The following is a 21,069-nucleotide window of genomic DNA, read 5'->3' as shown; positions in this document are numbered from 1 at the left end:
CCGTGCATCCAGGGGAACGCGAGGCCGCTGCGCGTGGGGGACCGCGCAGGGGTTGGACTTGGCCCGATTATGCCCGGCTTGCCCGCGGGACTCAACCGGGGGCGGTCGGTCCCGCCGGGGGGCCGGCGGCCGCCGCCGCGGCGCGGCCCGCCCCTAGGATACACGACGGGCGGAGCCGTTGCGTTATCCTTATGGGTGAGCCGGCCGCCGCGGGCCGTCGTCGGGGGTCGCCCGTGCCCCGGGCCTGCGGACCGCGGCTTGCCGGCGCGGGAGGTGAGACCATGGCCAAGGTCACCGAGGAACAGGTGCGGGAGGCCCTGACCGACGTGATCGACCCGGAGATCGGCCTCAACGTCGTCGACCTGGGGCTGGTCTACCGGTGCGAGGTCGACGACGACGGCGTCGTGGAGGTCGACATGACCCTGACGGCGCTGGGCTGCCCCCTGGGCGATCAGATCGTCAGCCAGGCGAAGCAGGCCATCGAGCGCCTGGAGGGGGTCAAGGAGGCGCGCGTCCGGCTGGTGTGGAACCCGCCGTGGCGGCCCGACATGATGTCGGAACGGGCCCGGATGCTGCTGGGGTTCTGACCGGACATCCACCGGGGGATGGTGGCGGGGAGAGGCGGTGCGGGGCGCCGCCGCGGGAGGGCGGCGGGGGCGAGGACGACCGATGGCAGACGGCGCGACACCGGATGCGATGCGAGGACGGGTGGTGCGCTCCCCCCTGCGGGTCCGCTTCGCGGAGACGGACGCGCAGGGGGTGGTCTATTACGGGAACTACTTCGTCTACTTCGAGGTCGGGCGGGTCGACCTGCTGCGGGAGGCGCGCGGCGCCTCGCCGGAGGGACGGCTCGCCCCCGCGGGCGCTGCGGTGCCCACGGCGGGGGAGAGCATGGCGGCCACCGCTGCCCGGGCTGGTTCGTCCGGCAACGGCGCCGGGGCCGAGAGGGGCGGCGGGATCGGCGCGCTGGTGGTCGCCCACGCCGAGTGCGACTATCGCGCGCCGGCCCGGTTCGACGATCGGTTGGAGGTGCAGACCTGGATCGAGGCGCTGGGTCGGACGAGCATCACCTTCGGCCACCGGGTCGTGCGGCTGCCCGAAGCGGAGGAACTCGCCCGCGGGCGGGTGGTGGCCGTCCACCTGGGGCCCACCGGGCGGCCCGCACCCCTCCCCGACGACTGGCGTCGCGCCCTGGAGCGCTACCGGCTGGTGGAGGGAGCGCCCGTCGCGGACTGACAGGCCAGCACCCGCCGCCGACCTCCCTCCGGTCGCCGTACCGGATCCCGCACCTGGGGGTGCATCGCGGCGTCCATCCGGACCCAGCGGACGGGGGCGCATCGCCGGATCCAGCCGGACCCCGCGGATGGGGACGCATCGCGGGCTCCAGCCGGATCCAACGGGCGGGGGCGCATCGCTGGATCCGGGGGACGGTGGCGCGCACCCGGTGACGACGTCGCGCTCACCCCGTCACGACCCGTACCCGGAACAGGTCCTGCAGGGCCATGACCCCGGCGCCGATGGCGCAGGCGTCGGGGCCGCACTCGGCCAGCACGATCCTGGTCCGGCGCTGCATCAACGGGAGGGCGCGTTCCGTGGCGATCTGCCGGATCGGCTCCAGGATGAACCGGCCCGCCTCCACCAGCGGCCCCCCGATGATCACCATGTCCGGATTGAAGGTGTTGATGGCGTTGGCGACGCTCACCCCGAGGTAGGTGGCGACGCGGTTCAGGGCCGCGGTGGCCGCCGCGTCGCCCCCCTTGGCCGCCTCGACGATGTCGTGGGTGCTGGGCGGGGTGTCGTCCGTCCCCGCTGCCCCGTTCGGCCGGCCATCGGCCGCCTCCTCGCCGCGGGGATGGCGGCCGCGATCCGCGGCCTGCGGCCCCGCCAGCTGCTGGTAGAACCGCCGCAGCGCCGCCTCCGAGGCGTAGACCTCGAGGCAGCCGCGGTTGCCGCACGCGCACCGCGGACCCGTGACGTCGACGGTGGTGTGGCCGATCTCCCCCGCCATCCCGCCGCTCCCGCGGACCAGCTCCCCCTGGATGATGATCCCCGTGCCGACGCCGATGCCGACGCTGTAGTAGACCGCGTGCCGGGTGCCGCGCGCGACGCCGCACCACGCCTCGGCCATCGCCCCGGCATTGGCCTCGTTCTCCACCTGGACGGGGACACCGAAGCGCTCGGCGAAGTAGGGGCCGACCGCCACGTCTTCCCACCGCAGGTTGGGCGCGTAGAGCAACACGCCCCGCTCCTGGTCCACCAGCCCGGGCACGCCGATGCCGATGCCCAGCAGGCCCCGCGGGGTGTCCCGCTGGCGCGCGGCGGCAGCCGCCATGAGCTCGGCCAGCCGCGCCATGGTCTCCGCGGGCCGGCGCCGGTTGTCGGCCTGTTCCCGCACCTTCCAGACCACCTGGCCCGTCAGGTCCAGCACCGTGACGTTCAGGAAGTCGACCCCGATCTCGCCGCCGAGGACGAACCCGGCACCCCGGTTGAGGCGGAGCAGCCGCGGGCGTCGTCCGACCCGTCCGGTGCCGACCCCGACCTCTTCGCAACATCGGGATGGCCCTGTTCATCATCAAGAAGCTGGCCGAGATGGGGACCGACGTCTCACGGGTCAAGATCAACATGGACTGGCAGCACCTGATCATGAACGGCGAGCCCCTGGGCGAGTACGCCGGGCTGCTGCTGGCGGAGGGGCTCCTGGGGCACCAGCACGCCAACTCGGGTTGGGGCTCGTTCGACGACGACAACATGGTCGGCACGCAGTTCATCGAGCAGCAGGTGGACCTGCTGCGGGAGCTGCTCAAGGGCGGCTACGACGGGTACATCGGCTTCGACCTCTACCCCTACACGGAAGACCCCATCGCCGCGGTGCGCCAGTCGGTGATCCAGCTGGAGTTCCTGCTGGCCATCGCCGAACGCATGGATGACGAGGCCCTGGCCGCGGCCAAGGCCCGCGCCGATGCGGTGGGCGCCTACCGCGCCTTCTGGCGGGCCTTCGGCCTCGACGAGGAGTTCGAGCGCCAGGTCGTGGCCAAGTACAGCCGTTCGTAGGTGAGGCGGATGGCCGCCGAGCTCTTCGTGGGAATCGACGTCGGGACCACCGGGTGCCGGGCGCTGGCCGTCGACGCCGAAGGCGTCGTGCGGGCGGAGGCCACCACGGAATACGGCTTCGCGATGCCGAGGCCCGGGTGGACGGAGCAGGATCCCGAGGAATGGTGGAGCGGCGCCGTCCGGTGCCTGCGCAGCCTCGTCGCGCAGGTGGGCGCCGGGGCGATCCGGGGCGTCGGCCTGACCGGCCAGATGCACGGGTCCGTCTTCCTCGACGGCCGCGGAGCGGTGATCCGTCCGGCCCTGCTCTGGAACGACCAGCGGACCGTGGCGCAGTGCGACGCCATCGAGGCGCGGGTGGGGAGCGAGCGGCTGTACGCCCTGGCGGGCAACCCGGCACTGACGGGCTTCACCGCCCCCAAGCTCCTCTGGCTGAGGGAGCACGAACCCGACGCCTACGCCCGGCTGGCCCACCTGCTCCTTCCCAAGGACTACGTGCGCTTCCGCCTGACCGGGGCGATCGCCACCGACGTGACCGATGCGTCGGGGACGCTGCTCCTGGACGTCGCCGGCCGGCGGTGGTCCCAGGAGATCCTCGCCGCCCTGGACATCGACGAGCGCATCCTCCCCGCCTTGTACGAGAGCGCCGACGTGACGGGCGCCGTGTCGGAGGAGGCGGCGCGGGCGACCGGGCTGGCCGCGGGCACGCCCGTGGTGGCCGGAGCGGGCGACCAGGCGGCGGGGGCCGTGGCGGCAGGGGCGGTCACACCCGGCATCGCCGCGGTGGCGGTCGGCACCTCGGGGGTGGTCTTCCTGCCCAGCGAGGAGCCGGTGCACCCCAGGGCCGACGATGTCGCGGCACCGCCAGGGCTGGAACCCGAGAGCTTGAAGACCGTGCACAGCTTCTGCCACGCGGTGCCGGGCCTGTGGCATGCCATGGGCGTCATGCTCAGCGCCGGCGGGTCCCTGCGCTGGTTGCGGGATGCCCTCTACGCGGCCGAGGCCGCCGAGGCCGCCCGGCAGGGCGCCGACGTCTACGACCGGATCACCGCGGACGCCGCCGAGGTCCCTCCCGGTGCCGAGGGGCTCCTCTTCCTCCCCTACCTGGCCGGCGAGCGGACGCCCCACTTCGACCCCTTCGTCCGCGGCAGCTTCCTCGGCCTGAGCCTCGGCCACCGGCGCCAGCACCTGGCCCGCGCCGTCCGGGAGGGGATCGCCTTCGGGTTGCGGGATTGCCTGGACCTGGTGCGGCGCCTGGCGGGGGAACCGGCGGAGGTCCGCATCATGGGGGGAGGTGCCAAGAGCGAGGTCTGGCGGGAGATCATCGCCGCGGTCCTCGGGGTTCCCTTGCGGCGCCTGGGCGTCGACGAGGGACCGGCGTTGGGGGCCGCGATCTTGGCGGCGGTGGGCGTGGGGGCCTTCGCCGACGTGCGCTCGGCGTGCCAGGCGATGGTGCGCCTGGGCAGCGTGACCGAGCCGCCGGCGTCGTGGCCGTCGCTGTACGAGGCCCTGCTGCTGGCGTACCGCGGAGCGTATCGCCAGGTGGCGCCGGTCTTTCGGGAGGCGCCGATCGGACCACCCAACGAGGGGAGATGACGGATGCCCTCGCGAGGATATGGGCGCGGGGCGTGGGCAGGCCAGGGTGTTCCTCCGGCGCATCGGGGTGACCGCCGTGCGGATCCCCTTCAACTACCGCATGTTCGAGAGCGACATGAATCCAGGGACGTACGACGAGCGGGGGCCGTGTCCCGGCAAGTGGTGGAAAAGCGGCTCCCCCTCGGGTTCCATGGGCTTACCTCGCTGCAACAGCCAAGGCGCTCACCGAGTCACTCCCCAACGCGTCACCGCCCTTGAGCTTCGCCATCGACGCCTGGCTAAAGTACCGCCGCTGCACCAGCCACTCGTCCTGCTGCTCCTCCAGCAGCGCACCCAGCAGGCGCAGCACCGCCGCCACGTTCGGGAAGATGCCCACCACGTCGCACCGCCGCGCCAGCTCGCGGTTCAGCCGCTCCAGGACGTTCGTCGAGTGGATCCCCCGCCAGTGCTCCGGCGGGAAGTCCATGTAGGCCAAAACCTCCTCCGCGGCCTCCCGCAGCAGGCTCGCCACCTGGGGGAACCGCCGCTCCAAGTTTGCCGCCACCTGCTCCAGCTGCTGCCGAGCCGAGGCACGGTCCGGCTGGGCGAAGATGGTCCGTACCAGCGCTGCCACCATGGACTGGGCGTGCTTGGGCACCCGCGCCAGCAGGTTCCGCATGAAGTGCACCCGGCACCGCTGCCACGTGGCGCCTGCCAGCACCTCACCGATGGCTCGCTTGAGGCCCTCGTGGGCGTCCGAGATCACCAGCCGCACGCCCTTCAGCCCCCGGGCCACCAGGCGACGTAGGAAGTCCAGCCAGAACTCGTACGTCTCGGCCGCGCCCACGTCGAACCCCAGGACCTCCCGTTCCCCTGTCTCCCGCACACCCACGGCGATCACGGCCGCCATGTTCACCACCCGTCCGTCTTGCCGCACCTTCACCGCCTTGGCGTCCAGCCACACGTAGGGGTACTCGCCTTCCAGCGGCCGGTTCCGAAAGCGCTCCATGTGCTCGTCCAGCTCGGCGCAGATGCGGGAGACCTCGCTCTTGCTCAAGCCCCCGACGCCCAGCGCCTGGACCAGCTCGTCCACCTTGCGCGTGCTCACCCCGTGCACGTAGGCCTCCTGCACCACGGCCAGCAAGGCCCGCTCCGCGCGCCGCCGCGGCTTCAAGAGGCTGGGGAAGTAGCTGCCGCGGCGTAACTTCGGGATCTGCAGCTCGATGGTGCCCACGCGCGTGTCCCAGCGCCGGGGGCGGTACCCGTTTCGGTAGGTAGTGCGCGACGGGGTGCGCTCGTAGCGCTGGGCGCCGATGAGTTCGCTGACCTCGACCTCCATCAGCTGCTGGGCGAGCCAGCGCAGGCCCTCCCGCAGGGCGTCGACCTCGGGCTCGCCCTGGTACTGGCGCAGCAGTTCGAGAAGTGCCATCCTGAAGTCAGCGGTCACCGGTGGTCCGACCTCCCTTCGTGCTCGGGTTTGTCCAACCCGAAGGGAAGCCGCCGGTGACCGCTGCTGTCAACGGCCACCAGCCACGCCTAAACCCTGGCCGGAAAGTCCACCACTACCCGGGACTTTAACCGAGCGCGGGGATTCCATCACCTCGACCGGGCCATCGCGGCTGCGCGCGAGGCTGGCATCTACGTGATCCTCGACTTGCATGCGGCTCCGGGATGGCAGAACGAACACTGGCACTCGGACAACGCCCACGGCGTCTCGTTGTTGTGGCACGACCGGAATTATCAGATCCGGGGGCGTGAGCTCTGGCGACACATCGCGCGGCACTATCGCGGGGAGCCCGCCGTCGCGGGATACAATCTCTTGAACGAGCCCAACGCGCCCTCCATCCAGATGCTCAACGATCTCTACAACGAATGGATCGCCGCCATCCGCGAGGTGGATCCCGATCACATCGTGTTCCTCGAAGGGAACAACTTCTCCCGCGACTTCGCGGGGCTCGAGGTGGACTTCAAGGACAACATCGTCTTCAGTTCGCACAACTACACCATCGTCACCCATCGGGCGCGCATGTATCCCGGCTGGATCGGTGACCTCTACGTCGACCGCTCCTTCATGGAGAGGACGTTCCTCGAGGTCAGCCGATGGCTGATCGAGCAAGACCATCCGGCATGGGTCGGGGTCAAGTCCCGAACTGTCTGTAAAAGCGGTCTGGGTCATGCCACGGTGGCAGCGGGTGAAACCTCTTTCTGCGCCGCTCTTTGCCGTTGCCGCTCCTCGATGTAGCGCTCCAGCTGCTTTCGTTCGTGCTCGCTGAACTGCACCCGCCGCCAGCGCTCACTCGCCCGCCACAGCACGGCGAAGACTAGCTTCAGGCACTCCCGCTCGCTCCGAAACCGCGGGATCACCTTGGCGCGCCGCCGCTCCTCCTCGAAGCTGCGCTCCACCAGGTTGGTGGTCCGGACATGCTTGCGGTGGGCGGCGGGTAGCCGCAGGTGCGCCAGGCTCGCTTCCAGGTCCTCCTGCAGGCTCCGCATGGCCGAGGGATACTCCCGCCCGAACCGCTCCACCACCTCGGCCACCAGCCGCCGGCCCTGCTCGATATCCGGTGCGTCCCGGATCGCCTCCAGGTAGGGCTTGAGCACGGGCCGCGCCTCCTCCGGCACCTTGTCCAGCACGTTCCGCATCTTGTGCACCCAGCAGCGGATGCGCTCCGCCTCCGGCCACATGGCTTCCACCGCCTGGATCAGCCCCGGCGCCCCGTCCGTCGTCACCGTCAGCGGCGTCTTCAGCCCCCGGCGCACCAGATCCCGGAAGTGCTCCAGCCAGTCCTCGTAGCGCTCCTTGTTGCCCAGGCTCAGGTGCACCAGCACCTTGCTGCCGTCGCTCAAGATGGCCCAGGTGACCAGGATGCCCTCACGGCAGCCCGCCTGCCGGCGCAGCGACTCGTAGATGGCGTCGGCGAACAGGTACACCACGTCGAGGCCTGACAGGTCCCGCTGGGCAAAGGCCTCGAACTCCTCGTGGAGCGCCTCGGTGATCCGGCTCACGGTGGACCGGCTCAAAAGCGGCGCTTCGCTGCCCGCCAGCTCCGCCAGCGCATCCTCGATGTCCCGGGTAGAGAGGCCCCGGGCGTACATCTCCACCACCAGGCGCTCCAGCACGTCCGTCCGCCGCTTGAGGGCCCTCCACAGCGTGGGCTGGCACAGTCCCTCCATGCCCCGCACCTGGGGGACGTCGATCTCGAGCCGCCCCTCGGCGCAACGCAGCGTCCGCGGCTTGTAGCCGTTGCGGGCGCCTTCCTGGCCAGGCTCGCGCCGCTCGTAGCGTCCGCGCCCCAAAAGCTCCGTGACCTCTGCCTCCAGCAGCTCCTGGATGAGCTTGCGGGCGCCCAGGCGGACGAGGGCATGGGTCAGGTCCTCGACCTCAGTACCCTCCCGGGCCTGCGCGGCCAGCTGCCGGGCCAGCTCCGCCAACTGCTGGCTGGGTGGTATCCTGGACATAGGTCTGGGTCCTCCTCGGTGTGCCCCAGCTGGGGCGAGTTTTCCGACGCCACCGATGGTAGCCCAGACCGCTTCGCGTTTACAGACAGTTTAGGACGTCACCATGGGTCGGCGAGTTCGGAGCCCTCTTCGACGGCCCCGTGAACCAGTGGTCGAACAGCGATGCGGCGCGGCTCAAAGCCCTGGCGGATCAGCTGGACATCTTCAACGCGTACGACCAGCACTGGACGATCTGGACCTACAAGGACGTCGGCGTCCAGGGTCTGGCGGTCTCGGATCCCAACTGCGAGTACATGCGCCGAATCCGGCCGATTCTCGCCTTGAAGCGACGCCTGGGGACCGATGCCTGGCTGGCGCGGGAGGAGGGATGGTTGGTCGGGCGGGTTCGCGCCCTGGTCGAGGACGCCATGGCCATGGTCGACGACTTCAGCCTGGATCGGCAGCGCATTGTCCGCGGACTGGTGGAACGGGGCATCTTCAGCTACTTCGCGAACCAGCTGGCGCCGCTGTACGTGAACTGCTTCGCGGACCTGACGGCGAACGAGATCCGGGAGATGATGACCGAAGCCTTCGCCTTCTCCCACTGCGTGATCCGCCAGCGGCTGGTCGAGGTGATCGAGGCGGCCCTGAAGGGATCGCCGGCGCCGCGGTCGACCTGAGTCGGCCGGGCCCTCACTCCGTCGCGCCGGCCGTGCGGGCGCGTTGGACGTACTCGCGCATCTGCTCCACGGTCATCGGTCCGATGTATCGCGCCCGCACGACGCCGCCCGGGTCGATGAAGTAGCTGGTCGGGATGAAGGTGACGCGGTAGAGCCGTCCCACGCGGCTCCCCTCATCGTAGACGAACGTCCAGTCGTAGCCATTTGCTTCCACGAAGTCTTTGATCTCCTGGGGGCTGGCCTTGTCGCTGGTGGTGACGCCCAGGACCACCAGGTCGTCGGGTTCCTCCGCGACCAACTTCCGGATCTCGGGCATCTCCTGGCGGCACGGGTAGCACCAGCTCGCCCAGAAGTTGAGGAAGACCACCTTGCCCCGGAAGTCCGACAGTCGAACCGGTCGCCCGTCCAGGTTCCGGAGCTCGAAGTCCGGCGCGGGCGTGCCGGGCGCCACCACCGGGGTGCCCGGGGGCGGGGGAACGGGGGTGCGGACGGACGAATCCGGCGCGGGCGCCGGGGCATCGCCGGGCGCCTCCCCGGGGTCCCCGGGCGGTCCGCCCGGGGACGGCGTGTCGGGCGCGGGCGTCGCGGGCCCTGCGCCTTCGCCCGCCCCGGGCCCACGGGGGTCATGGTCGACGCGGCCCGCTAGGCCGGTGGCGAGGGCGATCCCCGCCAGCAGCAAGAGCAGGCCCACGGTCAGCGCGATCCGCTGGCGCGCTCCCATGCCGATCCCCCTCGGGGGACGGGTGCCGCCCGTCCCCCTGGTTGCGCACCTCTTGTGCCCGTGCCGATTCGTTCGCCCTCAGTATATCGCCCGCCGTCTCCGCCATTGCTCGGGTGCGGGCCGGATTCGCCCGGGCCCGCGAGGGGGACGGCCGGCGCCTAGCCCGAGGGCACGGGGCACGCCGGCGAGGGCCGCCGCGGCGAGCATCGGCGGCGAGCATGATACGATGGGAAGAGCGGCGGCGGCTGCACCCGGCGCAGCGGCGTCACCCGCCCCTGCCGGTGCCGGCGGCTTGAGCCGCCGCCGCACCGCCGCTCCGGGGACCGCGGGCCCGTCTGGCCCCAACGGCCCACCCGAAGCCGCGAAGAAGGGAGGCCGTCCCATGGCCGCGCCGCACCGACGGCCCAACCGGCTGATCCACGAGGCCTCGCCCTACCTGCAGCAGCACGCCTACAATCCCGTGGACTGGTACCCGTGGGGCCCTGAAGCGTTGGAGCGCGCCCGGGCCGAGGACCGGCCCATCCTGCTCAGCATCGGCTATGCGGCCTGCCACTGGTGCCACGTCATGGAGCGGGAGTGCTTCGAGGACCCGGCCATCGCCGAGCGGATGAATCGCGGGTTCGTCAACGTCAAGGTCGACCGCGAGGAGCGACCCGATCTCGACCAGGTGTACCAGACGGCGGCCCAGATCCTGGGTTCCGGCGGCGGCTGGCCGCTCACGGTGTTCCTGACGCCCGACCTGAAGCCCTTCTTCGCCGGGACCTACTTCCCGCCGGAAGACCGCCACGGCCTGCCGGGTTTCCCCAAGGTGCTCGAGGCGGTGCTGGACGCGTACCGGAACCGGCGGGACGAGGTGGAGCGGGTGGCCAACCGCGTCGTGGAGATCCTGCGGCGTTCGGCGGGGGGACCGGCGGGCGCGGACGAACCGGCGGAAACGGTGCGGGCCGGGGCCGGTGACGGGGACGGTGGACGGGCCGGGGGCGATGAAGACCCAGGCGCGGCGCGGGGCGAGGGCCGGGTGGCGGATGCGACCGTCGCCGCCATCCCCGTAGGAACGGGACCCTCCCGCGAGGCGGCCCGGCGGTGGCTCGAGCGGGCGGCGTCCCGCATCGCCCGCAGCTACGACCCCGAATACGGGGGCTTCGGGCGGGCGCCCAAGTTCCCGCACGCCACGGGGGTGGCGGTCCTGCTGCGGGCGGGGGCGCTCGGACCCAGGGCGCCGCTCTCGAGCCGTCGGGGAGCGACCGACCCGGCTGCGGCCCACCTCACCCCCTCCGCCGGCGGCCCGGGGCCCGCCCCGGGACCCCGGAACCCGGCCGACCCGAGCTCCCCGTCCACCGATCCCGGCGGTGCCCAGCGCTACCTGGACATGGCCCTCCACACCCTGCAGGCCATGGCCATGGGGGGCCTGTTCGACCACCTGGGAGGCGGCTTCCACCGCTACGCCACCGACCGGGCGTGGCTCGTCCCCCACTTCGAGAAGATGCTCTACGACCAGGCGCAGCTGGTGCCGCTCTACCTCGACGCCCACCGGGTCACCGGCGACCCCTTCTACGCCGGGGTGGCGCGGCGGACCCTGGACTTCGTGCTCCGGGAGATGGCGGCGCCCGAGGGCGCCTTCATCAGCACCCTGGACGCGGACAGCGACGGGCGCGAGGGCGCCTACTACGTCTGGACGCCGGACCAGCTGCGGGAGGCCCTGGGCGATCCTGACGACGCCGATCTGGCCGCCCGCTGGTTCGGCGTCACCGAGGAGGGCAACTTCGAGGACGGGACCACGGTGCTCTACCGGGCGGTGGCGGATGCGGACCTGCCGGCGTTGGCCCGGGAGCTCGGGACCGACCCCGCCGAGCTGACCCGGCGCCTGGAGTCCATCCGCCGGCGCCTCTTGGAGGCCCGGCGGCGTCGCACCCCGCCCGGTCGCGACGACAAGATCCTGGTGGGCTGGAACGGCCTCATGATCGCCGCCTTGGCCCAGGCCGCCCCCGTGCTGGACGAACCCGGCTACGCCGCGGCGGCCCGCCGGGCGGCCGCGTTCGTCCTGGATACCTTGCGACGGCCGGACGGGCGGCTGCTCCACGCCTACCGCGGCCGGCCCCTGGACGTGCCCGGCTTCTTGCAGGACTACGCCTTCCTGATGGAGGGGCTGCTGGCCCTCCACGCCGCCGACGGCGACCCGCGGTGGCTGGACGAGGCCGATCGGCTGGCGCGGCCGATGATCGACGGGTTCTGGGACGAGACGGCCGGGGTCTTCTACGACGCGCCCGAGGAGGCGGGGACGCCCCTGGTGCGACCGGTGGAGCTCTTCGACCAGGCCGTTCCGGCGGGAGGCGCGGCGGCGGCCTCGGCCCTGGCGCGGCTGGCGGTGATCACGGGGGATCCGGCCTACCGGCGCACGGCCGAGGCGTACCTGCGCCGGACGGCGGCCATGGCGGAGGAGCAGCCGCTGGCCATGGCCAGCACGGTGCTGCTCCAAGCCGATCAGCTGGAGGGGTACACCGAGGTCACCCTGGTGGGCGACCCGGCGGCGCCGGTGATCGCCGAATGGCGCCGGCGGCTGGCCGGGTACTACCTGCCGGGGCTTCTCTTGACGGTGCGGTCGCCCGGCGCCGGTACCGAGCGGCGGGCGGTGTGGGAGGGACGCGACCCGGTGGACGGGCGGCCCGTGGCGTACGTCTGCCGCAACTTCACCTGCTCGCCGCCGCAGACGGACTGGGAGGGGCTGCGGCGGGCGCTGGGCGTGGGCTGACCTTGGCAGCGCCCGCGATGTCGTCCTTCGCGGTGGGATGCGTCTCGGCCGGCGAAGGCGGCCCGTGGCAGGCGCGGACGCGCGATGGCCGCGTCCATCGGGTGAACACCGAGGGCAGGGCGGGGCAGGGGGCGCCTACGCTTGCCGGGCCTTGGCCATCAGCTCGCCCAGCGATGGCGGCGTCGGCCAGGGGGATCGCAGGCCCTTGAGGCGCGGCGCGCGCCAGCGAAATCCCCGGGCCTGGATCAGCACCCAGAACGCCTCGCCCAACCCCTCGGGTGCGTACAGGGCGTACACCCGCTGCATCTCCTGGTCGGCCGCCAGGTCCCCCTGCCACGCCCTCCGGGCCAGCGGCAGGGCCTCGGCCTCCTCGATGCCCAGGTTCAGCAGGAAGGCGCCCTGCGGGATCAGGCCCAGGTCGCGCAGGCCGAGGCTGCGGCCGACGCGCTGCAGGTAGGTGAAGTCCAGGTCGGCCGTGATGTCCTGCTCGCCCGGGCGGGCGAAGGGGTCGTCGAGGACCTGCTGCCGGTAGTAGCCGCGGAGGGTGCCCTGCGGCCGCTGGGGGCTGTAGACCACCTCCGCCGGGCCGCCGTAGTCGACGGTGATGACGAACGCCCGTGGCGCCAGGGCGCCGGCGATGGTGCGCAGCATGTCCCCCGCCGCCACGTTGACGTCGACGATCTGGCCCGGCTGCGGCTCGACCCCCTCCTGGCGAAGGATCTCCACGGCCCGCGGCTCGCTGACCGGCCCCTCCACCTGGACGAACCGGCCGTCCTGCACCGTGACGTACAGCTCCCGCCACTCGCACGGGTGCTGGTGATCACCGCTTCGTCCCGGTGGCCGCCGACCCGCACCGGGGACGCCGCCGACGCCGGCCCCAAACTGCGGGCTGCCGCTGCGGCCGCCGCTCCCGCCACCCATCGCGGCCGGCACGGCTCCGCCGCCGGCCGGGACCCCGATGCCCGCAGGCGGGGGGTTGGCCGAGCCAGCCTGCTCCGCCGGCCTGCACACCAGGCGGTGCACCGGGAAGGCGCTCATGAGCTCGTTCATCAGGACGACGTGCACGGGGCCGGCCTGTTCCACCCGCGGCACCCAGCGCACGGGCGCCTCGGGCCAGGCGGCGGCGATCAACGCCCGCTGGCGCTCCTGGAGCCGGCGGCTCTCGTCGACGATGACGTACTCCAGCTCGCCGGGACCGTAGCCGTCGGCCCGAGCCGCCAGCAGCAGGTCGCGGGCCAGGTGGCCCCCGCCGGCGCCGATCTCCAGGATGCGGGCCGGGGAGCGCCGCCGGCGGGCACCATCGCGCAGCGTGCCGACGACCCCCTTGAGGCCCCGCCGGTCCCGCGGTGCGCCGGTGGCGTGGGGGCGCCCGACGGCCGCAGCCGACGCGCCCGGCCGGAATCCGAGCACCGCCAGCATCTCTCGCACCTGCCGCCACACGGTGCGCGCGAAGGCGGGGTGGAAGGAGGGCGAGGTGAGGAAGTCCCCCTCCCGCCCGATGAGCGGCCGCTCCTGGGCGTAGTAGCCGTGCTCGGGGTGGTGGAGGGCCAGGTCCATGTAGCGCGCGAAGGGGATGGCGCCGTGGCGCCGGATCTCCTCGTGGATCAGCCGCACGAGTTCGGGGTTCCCCGGCACGGTCCACCCTCCCTGGCCGGTCGCGTCCGCCGATCCCCCACGCGGACCCGTGGCACCCGGCTCGGATCGGACCCGGGCGGCGCCTCGGCCGGACGAACCGGCGCGGGGCCGACCCAGGAGCCGTGGGCCCGAGGATCCCCGGTTCCCCGCCGGAGCCGGCCCGCCGGGGCGTCCGAACCGACGGGGCGTGACGGCCCGGGGAGCACCCCGGCCGGACGGAGGTCTCCGCCGGCCCAACGGCGCCCTGCGTAGCGTGCGCCCGCGGGGGAACCTGACGCGGCCCAAGGTGAGGGCCCGGGACGCGTGGCCCAACGGGCCGCCCTGCGCAACCTGCGGCGCGGGGGCCGCGTTCGTCCGCACGGGACGGGGGCGCGCCGCCAGGAACAGGGTAGCGCAACGCCGCCGGGCAAGGAATCGGCGGTGCGGGCACGGAACCTCTTGGGGCGGGCCACGGCGACCCGGTGCGGCGACCCGGTACGGCGACCCGTTGGTCCGGGAGGACCGGGCCCGCTGGTCCAACCGTCGACGGAGGGGTGTTGCCCGGTGCGGACCCGCTTCACCGAGCGCTTCGGCGTGGAACTGCCCATCGTCCAGGGGGGCCTGGCCTACCTGGCCCGCAGCGAGCTGTGCGCCGCCGTCTCGGCCGCCGGTGGCCTGGGCCAGCTGACGGCGGCCACCATGGAGTCGCCCGAGGTCCTGCGGGAGGAGATCCGGCGCGTCCGGGCGCGGACGGACCGGCCCTTCGGCGTCAACTTCGCCATCGGTCACCGGGACCTGTCCGAGTTCATCCGCGTGACCATCGAGGAACGGGTGGAGATCATCAGCGTCACGGGCGGCAACCCCGAGCCGCTGTTCAAGGCCTTCGCGGGGCACCCCGTGCTCAAGATGGTGCTGGTGGCCGGGGTGCGCCAGGCGCAGAAGGCCGAGGCGCTGGGCGCCGACGCGGTCATCGCCGTCGGCGTCGAGGGGGGCGGCCACATCGGGCGGGACGACATCGGCACCCTGGTCCTGGTGCCACGGGTGGTCGAGAGCGTGAAGATCCCCGTGCTGGCCAGCGGCGGCATCGTGGACGGCCGGGGCCTGGCGGCGGCCCTGGCCCTGGGGGCGGACGGCATCGAGATGGGGACCCGGTTCGTCGCCACGGTGGAGTGCCCGGCCCACCCGGCCTACAAGCAGGCGCTGGTGGAGGCGCGGGAGACGGACACGGTGGTCATCGAGCGCAGCCTGGGCCGTCCGGGCCGGGTGTTGCGGGGCCCCTGGGCGGAACGGATCCTCGAGGCCGAGGCCCGCGGCGCCGGGCTCGAAGAGCTCCTGCCCCTGATCTCGGGGCGGGCCAACACCCGGGCGGCCCTGGAGGGCAAGCTGGACGAGGGCTTCGTCTGGGCGGGCCAGGGGGTGGGCCTGATCCGCGACATCCCGCCCGTGGCCGAGCTGCTGCGGCGCATGGTGGACGAGGCCGCTTTGGCCTTGCGGGAGGCCGCGGAGCGGCTGCAGGCGCCGGCAGGGGAAGTCACCAGGCGCCTCGCCCGCCAGGAACCGGGTGCGGGTTCCCCAGGGGCGTGAAGGTGGGGTCCGCAGGGGCGAAGGTGCGGAAGGTCGCCTGCCTGAGGGCGTCCACGCCGTGCAGCCGCGCGGGGGAACTTCGTACTGTCCCCCACCTTCGGTGGCCCATGGGCGACGCAGGGCCTCCTACGCCCGGGTGCGGTGCGCTGGGCGTGGGTGACCAGCCCGGTGCGCAGGACGATCACCGAGCGGTCACCGAGCCCTTCCCTGCAACCACCCGGAGCGGGGCGCAACCGGTCGAAGGCGGAGGGACGGGGAGGTACCTGGCATGACCCTGCGACAACGGCTCTTGATGCCGCTTGCAGTGATGCTCGCCCTCGCCCAGTGGGCGGTGGTGGGCCTCGTCGTGCGGGTGCAGCTGGCCATTGCCTTCGTCCTGCTCAAGCCCCTTCTGATCCGCGACCGCGTCGGATGGGGCTACCTCGCCCTCGCGCTGGCTCTCGTCGTGCTGGACGTCGCCCTTTACCTGCGCCTGCCGGACGAGCTCACGGATTCACAGAAGCTAGCCCGGCGGCTCCTGCGGCTGCCCGATTGACCCCGGGCGGGTTCCGCGTCGCTGGGCCGACGCCTCGCGCACGGCCGGCGGACCAGCGCGCGGGAACCCGGGCCCGCCTCGCCTTGCCATGCCGGTCGCCGGCATGCATGGAGGAATGCCGTCCAAATCTTCACATAGCCTTCGCCCGCCCTCCGCGGCCGTAACGGTCACGGCGTGGTTGTCCTGGGCGCCACGCCGCCACGACGGCGGTTGCGGCGATCTGCGGTGCGCGTCGCAGGCCGTTCCGCGGACGGCCCCGGTGATTGCGGAGGAGCGGTGTCGGACGCAGGGGCGGCGGGCGGAGAGAGCTGCGTGCCATCCGTCAAGCCGGCGGACACGGGCACTGGGGCGGGCACGGAGTGCGCGCGGTTCCCTGTTCCGGCCCCGGCCAACCGCTCGAGCCCGTGGCCGAGAACCGGGTATGCCTGCTGCCGCACCGGGTCGATCAGGGCCGTCGGCCGCTCGTAGACCCGCGGCGTCGTGCAGACCAGCCACAGGGCGCGCCAGTGGGGCATCTCGTGATACCGCTCCGGCCACAGGGTCTTGCACCACCGCTTGACCAGCGGCGCGTACTTGCTGCTGAGGCCGGGGAACACGTGGTGCTCCGTGTGGTGCGAGAAGTTGAAGTGCAGGACGTCGACCCACCTTGGGACCGTGACCGAAAGGCTGTTGGCCAGGGGATCGTTGACCGGCGTCAGCGGGCTCAGCAGGTGATTGGTCACGATGTAGCTCATGACGGTGAAGTTGGCGACCAGCAGCGGCACCAGGTAGGCGAACACCCAGTCACCGAACCCCATCCAGGCGCCGAGGGCCACCCAGCTCGCCACCGGCAGGAGGAACTGGGCCACCACCACCGGCCGCTCGCGGCGTGGCATCTCGGGCAGGAAGCGCCGCAGCATCTGGACGGAGTGCAGCGAGAACCACACGCTGAGGGAGAGCAGCGTCAGCACCGCCCGCACCGGCGGCGCGATGCGGTAGACGTACTGCAGGGCCGGGCGGGCGTGGAACTCCTCCAGGGTGTGCATGGCGTCGGGGTCCTCGCCGTGCTCCTGGGTATGGCCGTGATGCTCGACGTTGTGCCAGCGCCGCCACAGGCGCGGCCCGATGGCGAAGGGCCAGAGGCAGACCTGGCCGGCCAGGTTGCGCAGCCAGGGCGTGCGCACCACGCTGCCGTGCAGCACCTCGTGGCCGAACAGGCCCAGGCTGGCGAAGGCCTGGCCGATGACCACCGCCAGGGCCAGGTCGATGCCCCAGTGCAGGTCGAACCGGGTGACCGCGACGATGGCCGCCACGGCGACGGCCAGCAGCGGAAGCAACCAGAGGATCCGCCACGGCTCGGGCTGGAAGATGTGCCGGGGCAAGACGCCCTTCAAGGTGCGGGTGTACTCGCCCAGGGGCTTGAGGGCTGCCTCAAGGGAGGCCGCGGCCATGGAGGCCGTAACCGTTGCGGCGGGCGTGGCCGCGGGGAGGAGCTTGGGCATCCCTTCCCGTGTCGCGTCTCCTCCCGCACCGGCATGATCCTCGCGAGATTCGGGGATGGATTCGGGAGATCCGTGGGGGCGGCGCTGCGGTTCCGGCGTCGTCGGCATGTCTCGGGGTCCTTTCGTTGGCAGCGCAGGCCTGACGGGCTCGACTCCCGGCGTGCTTCCCGCACCGCGTGTTCCTCGCCCCGAGCCGGCGGCCACGCGACGAGTCTCTTCATTCTATGTCATCGGTGAGGCCCGGTCTACTGGGCTGTTGCCACCAGGCGCGGCCCGCCGGCCTGTGGCGGGGCGAGAGCTGGGGAAACCTCCAGGTTTCACGTGTGCCAAGTGACGCGTTCCAACGTGCCGCGGGGATCCCGACTTCCCACGGCCGCTGGTCGGCTTATCCCCAACGTCCGCAGCCCGTGGGGAGCCACGCGGGCGTGTCTACGGGACGGCAGGCCGGTTCGCGTGATCCACGACCGGCAACGCCCGGGCCATGTACCGCATTCAGGATGAAGACCGTGGCGTGATGGTGCCATCCATCAGGTTGTACAGGCCCAGGCGGCTCTCTCCGTGAATAGGGATCAGATTGGTCACAGGTACCAAGGTGATGAGGGTGGGGTCGCCGGCGGGTGTCGAGGCGTGGCGGCCTCGGTAACAGAGCGTTCCCGCTACGGCATTGAACACGACCGCCTCGACGAAGAACTCCTCATGGTTGCGCATCGCGTCGAGCCCGACGCTGCCTGGGAGGATGACCTCGACGACGTGGTCGTCCGACGGTTCCTGGGTCAGTGCGGCTTCGGGAGTCAACAGCTCCGGGACATCGACGGGCACGTGGGTCTCCGCCATTCGCCGGGCCTCTTCGAGCCAGGCGGCGCTGGTTCGGCTCAGACCTCCGGACACATCGACGGATTCGGCGGCCTTGGCCAGGACCTGGCGTACCACTTCGGGTTCGGCCAGCCTCCCGCTGAGCCGCAGACTGCCATAGGTCTGGTCATAGATGGCGATGAAGCGGGCGCCGGGGTAGAGGGGACGGGGCGGCGTGCCGCCCAACTGGCCGGCAGCATAGTCAATGTCCTGGCGCTCGAAGGGCAGAATCAGCAGGAAGGCATCGTAGATCCGTTGAGCGAGCCGGGTCAGTTCCACATCGTCCTGTAAGCCGGGGTGAAAGAGGACGACGCCTGTCGTGTAGTAGTACCGGGTGAAGGCCGGCTGGCGGAAGTAGCCCTTCTCCAACGGCAGGGGATACCGCTCCGTGATCTCGGTGCTGCCCCTGCGTTCCCGGTATCCTTCGACCTTCTCCTGGATCTGCACCTGCGTCTCGAGCAGCACCAGCTCGCCCCAGCGCTTCGCGCGGTAGACCTCGCCGGGTTGCAGGTACGGCCGGACGATGGAGATCGGGCCGAGAGGCCGGGTCGTGTAGTGACGGTGTTCGCGGCGAACCTTGACCACGCGCCGGGTGCGGTGGACCTGGGTGACCCGGTAGGGCTGGGTCAAGTAGTAGTAGATCGCGCCGGGATAGGCCTCGCGCATCAACTGCCCATGCGAGATCGAACCCAGATCCTCTCGTTCCCAGCCTACGTGGAGCTCGATGTGAAACTGGGCGTCCACGTCCCGCAGGGGGAACACGGCATGGGGGGTATCCCCGGCCTCCACCTTCATGGGCTGTAAATTGGGTGGCGTCGCACCCACGCGTTCCCGGCGGCACAGTTCGAGGAAGCCTTCCGGCCAATCCACGGGTGATGAGAAGTCTGCCCCGTCCTCGGTGCGTCCGGCACGGATGGCGGCCTGGTCGTGCTCGCCCCCCGGACGCGCCAGGCACATGGCGTGGATGTACTGAATGCGTTGGTTTTCCAGGTAGAGGGCACTCTCCGCCGGGGGGAGGTTCAAGATGGTCTCCGGGTGTCGAAAGACCATCTCGCTGTTGAAGTCCCGGTTGTTGACGATGATGACCGTGCCCGGACCGTGTCGCCCAATGCGTCCCATCCGCTGTTGCAGACTGGTCGCCGAGTGGGGCACCCCGACCAGCACCCCCACGTCCAGATGGGGGACGTCGATGCCGAGCTCCAGCGCGCTGGTGCTGATGATACCGCGTAGGTTGCCCGTGGCCAGGCGCTGCTCGATCAGCGCGCGATCCTCCTCCTCGAGGCCGGCCCGGTAAGGCAGCACGTCGAGAGCGGTCCACTCGTGGCCGCGGCGCCCCTTGCGGCGGTCCGCGGAGGGTTCGACCACTCCGAGGCTGCCCGTTCCATCCCCTCCATCCTCGAGGATGCCGTCCACGCTTGCCTCCCCACTTCCATCTCCGCCCCGAGCCCCGGCACGCTCCCGCTTGATGATGGTTGCGAGGAGTTCCGTCTGCTTGCGGCTGTCGACGAAGGCGATGAACCGGTGGTCCGTGGAGCGGACGATCCCCGCCAGAAAGGCAGACAGGCGGCTCATCAGGTCTTCCGTCGCCGAGGTCTCGACGAGGATGAGATCGAGTTCGTGTTGGCCCGACGTGTCGAAGGTGTCGTCGATGACGTCGAAGGGCCGGCCGAAGAGGGCCCTGAAGTGCTGGTGGGGGTCGCGCACCGTCGCCGACGCCGCCAGGTAGTGGTAACGCCGCTCTCCCAGCGCGCATACGTGCTCGAGACGGCGGAACAGCATGGCGGCGTTGGAGCCGAACACCCCGGTGTAGACATGGACCTCGTCAACCACGACCAGACGGAGTGTGGTGAGAAACGACCACACGGTGTTGTCGCCGACGTTGGGGACGAGCCACGCGTGCAGGATGTCCGGGGTCGCGAGCAGTACCGTGGCCCGGCGCAGCTGCTGCAACCGTTCCGCAGCGTGGGTGTCGCCGTCGATCCGGGCGACGGTCGCGGGGTCCAATCCTGCTGCCTGAAACGCCTGTCGCCAGCGTGCCTCCTGCTCTCGGGCGAGCGCCTTGAGCGGGTAGACGGCCAGGATCCGAGCCCGTGGATCGCGCGCCTGGTGTTCGACAGCCACCGCTTGGAACACCAGCGTCTTCCCCGAAGCCGTGCGGGCCGTGACGCCGACGTCCGCGCCCCTGCGGCTGCGGGTGATGCCCTCGACCTGGTGCAGGTACAGACCTTGGGGCGCCCGGGCGGCCAGAAACCGGCAGGTCGCTTCCGTCAAGCCGAGCCGGTCGAAGGGGAAGACCTCCTGGGTTCGTCCAGGCCGGCGGGTCCGGTAGACGACACGAAAGCCGTGCTGTTGCAAAAGGTGCAGGAGCGGGGCGCTGTCTCCTTGTTCCATCCCCAACCCTCCGTTCCGGCGCCAAGCCACGACTCGGAGCCACCGAGGCGATGGCGGGCTCCGACTACATCGTACGGACAGGACGATGACAAATCGTGTCATGTACTCACTGGAGGCGGCGACGGGGGGGATGTCCGCTCTCTGCTCGACATGGTGCTGGGAGACGACGAGAGGACCACGGGGCGGCGGAGCCTGGCCAACAGCAAAACGGTGACGTGGGTGGTTCCTGGGGGATGGCCGGGGGATCGGGGGACGTAAGTCTTACGCCCCGCGACATTCTTGCTTGGTCTTCGCGAGGTGCTGCATCCGGGACCAGGCTCGATCAGCCGCGGGATATCACGTTCGGGGACCTGCAGTAGGGAGGCAACTGGGCTTGCCGGCTCGGGTAGGCACCCCGATAC

General features: G+C 71.6%; 16 protein-coding genes. 9 read left to right on the top strand and 7 right to left on the bottom strand.

All coding sequences use genetic code 11. The annotated features are described in order from the left end of the window. Positions 1-281 precede the first annotated feature (281 nt). Together E1B22_RS01290 and E1B22_RS01285 are read left to right on the top strand one after the other, a co-directional pair. Entirely contained in the window at positions 282-587 is a 306-nt protein-coding gene (locus tag E1B22_RS01290; protein ID WP_135224250.1) for a metal-sulfur cluster assembly factor, read from the top strand. 82 nt (positions 588-669) lie between these two features. Further along, positions 670-1,236, top strand: a complete 567-nt coding sequence (locus E1B22_RS01285) for a thioesterase family protein (protein ID WP_243123554.1) — start codon at positions 670-672, stop codon at positions 1,234-1,236. A 223-nt stretch (positions 1,237-1,459) separates the two neighbouring features. On the opposite strand, the gene E1B22_RS01280 is transcribed toward E1B22_RS01285, so the two are convergent. Next, positions 1,460-2,455, bottom strand: coding sequence for an ROK family protein (locus E1B22_RS01280; RefSeq protein WP_256369302.1), 996 nt, complete (start codon positions 2,453-2,455; stop codon positions 1,460-1,462). Positions 2,456-2,556: 101 nt separating this feature from the next. Between E1B22_RS01280 and E1B22_RS01275 the strand changes: the two genes are divergently transcribed. Together E1B22_RS01275 and xylB are read left to right on the top strand one after the other, a co-directional pair. After that, entirely contained in the window at positions 2,557-3,051 is a 495-nt protein-coding gene (locus E1B22_RS01275) for a hypothetical protein (RefSeq protein WP_135224248.1), read from the top strand. 9 nt (positions 3,052-3,060) lie between these two features. Further along, positions 3,061-4,644: a xylulokinase gene (gene xylB, locus E1B22_RS01270; protein WP_135224247.1), complete on the top strand. Its 1,584-nt coding sequence runs from the start codon at positions 3,061-3,063 to the stop codon at positions 4,642-4,644. 196 nt (positions 4,645-4,840) lie between these two features. Here the strand turns inward: xylB and E1B22_RS01265 are convergent, their stop codons facing one another. After that, entirely contained in the window at positions 4,841-6,070 is a 1,230-nt protein-coding gene (locus E1B22_RS01265; RefSeq protein ID WP_135224084.1) for an IS256 family transposase, read from the bottom strand. Positions 6,071-6,166: 96 nt separating this feature from the next. Here E1B22_RS01265 and E1B22_RS01260 point away from each other — a divergent pair, with 96 nt between their 5' ends. Continuing rightward, the gene (locus E1B22_RS01260; protein WP_135224246.1) at positions 6,167-6,865 is read left to right on the top strand and encodes a glycoside hydrolase family 5 protein; all 699 of its coding nucleotides are present in this window, start codon (positions 6,167-6,169) and stop codon (positions 6,863-6,865) included. Here the strand turns inward: E1B22_RS01260 and E1B22_RS01255 are convergent. Next, entirely contained in the window at positions 6,796-8,082 is a 1,287-nt protein-coding gene (locus E1B22_RS01255) for an IS256 family transposase (protein WP_135224104.1), read from the bottom strand. The two genes, E1B22_RS01260 and E1B22_RS01255, sit on opposite strands and share 70 nt — an antisense overlap. A 140-nt stretch (positions 8,083-8,222) precedes the next feature. Here E1B22_RS01255 and E1B22_RS01250 point away from each other — a divergent pair, with 140 nt between their 5' ends. Next, positions 8,223-8,741 (top strand): hypothetical protein, encoded by a 519-nt coding sequence (locus tag E1B22_RS01250; protein ID WP_135224245.1) that lies wholly within the window; start codon positions 8,223-8,225, stop codon positions 8,739-8,741. Positions 8,742-8,754: 13 nt separating this feature from the next. Here E1B22_RS01250 and E1B22_RS01245 read toward each other — a convergent pair whose 3' ends face one another. Continuing rightward, positions 8,755-9,462 (bottom strand): TlpA disulfide reductase family protein, encoded by a 708-nt coding sequence (locus tag E1B22_RS01245; RefSeq protein WP_135224244.1) that lies wholly within the window; start codon positions 9,460-9,462, stop codon positions 8,755-8,757. A gap of 382 nt (positions 9,463-9,844) precedes the next feature. Here E1B22_RS01245 and E1B22_RS01240 point away from each other — a divergent pair, with 382 nt between their 5' ends. Further along, a complete protein-coding gene (locus tag E1B22_RS01240) occupies positions 9,845-12,211 on the top strand; it encodes a thioredoxin domain-containing protein (protein WP_135224243.1) in 2,367 nt (788 codons plus the stop codon). 135 nt (positions 12,212-12,346) lie between these two features. On the opposite strand, the gene E1B22_RS01235 is transcribed toward E1B22_RS01240, so the two are convergent. Next, positions 12,347-13,846 carry a class I SAM-dependent methyltransferase gene (locus tag E1B22_RS01235; RefSeq protein WP_135224242.1) on the bottom strand — a complete coding sequence of 500 codons (1,500 nt, stop codon included), beginning with the start codon at positions 13,844-13,846 and terminating at the stop codon, positions 12,347-12,349. 543 nt (positions 13,847-14,389) lie between these two features. Between E1B22_RS01235 and E1B22_RS01230 the strand changes: the two genes are divergently transcribed. After that, positions 14,390-15,409, top strand: coding sequence for a nitronate monooxygenase family protein (locus E1B22_RS01230; RefSeq protein ID WP_135224241.1), 1,020 nt, complete (start codon positions 14,390-14,392; stop codon positions 15,407-15,409). Positions 15,410-15,677: 268 nt separating this feature from the next. Next, positions 15,678-15,944 carry a hypothetical protein gene (locus tag E1B22_RS01225; protein ID WP_135224240.1) on the top strand — a complete coding sequence of 89 codons (267 nt, stop codon included), beginning with the start codon at positions 15,678-15,680 and terminating at the stop codon, positions 15,942-15,944. Positions 15,945-16,111: 167 nt separating this feature from the next. Here the strand turns inward: E1B22_RS01225 and E1B22_RS01220 are convergent, their stop codons facing one another. Together E1B22_RS01220 and E1B22_RS01215 are read right to left on the bottom strand one after the other, a co-directional pair. Then, the gene (locus tag E1B22_RS01220; RefSeq protein ID WP_243123548.1) at positions 16,112-17,425 is read right to left on the bottom strand and encodes an acyl-CoA desaturase; all 1,314 of its coding nucleotides are present in this window, start codon (positions 17,423-17,425) and stop codon (positions 16,112-16,114) included. Positions 17,426-17,917: 492 nt separating this feature from the next. Then, on the bottom strand, positions 17,918-20,770 hold the full coding sequence (locus tag E1B22_RS01215) for a DEAD/DEAH box helicase (RefSeq protein ID WP_135224238.1): 2,853 nt from the start codon (positions 20,768-20,770) through the stop codon (positions 17,918-17,920). Positions 20,771-21,069: the final 299 nt, after the last annotated feature.

The organism is Thermaerobacter sp. FW80, from assembly GCF_004634385.1.
Lineage (GTDB): Bacteria > Bacillota > Sulfobacillia > Thermaerobacterales > Thermaerobacteraceae > Thermaerobacter > Thermaerobacter composti.
Note: the sequence above shows the minus strand (reverse complement) of the source record. Positions and strands in the feature narration are given on the sequence as shown.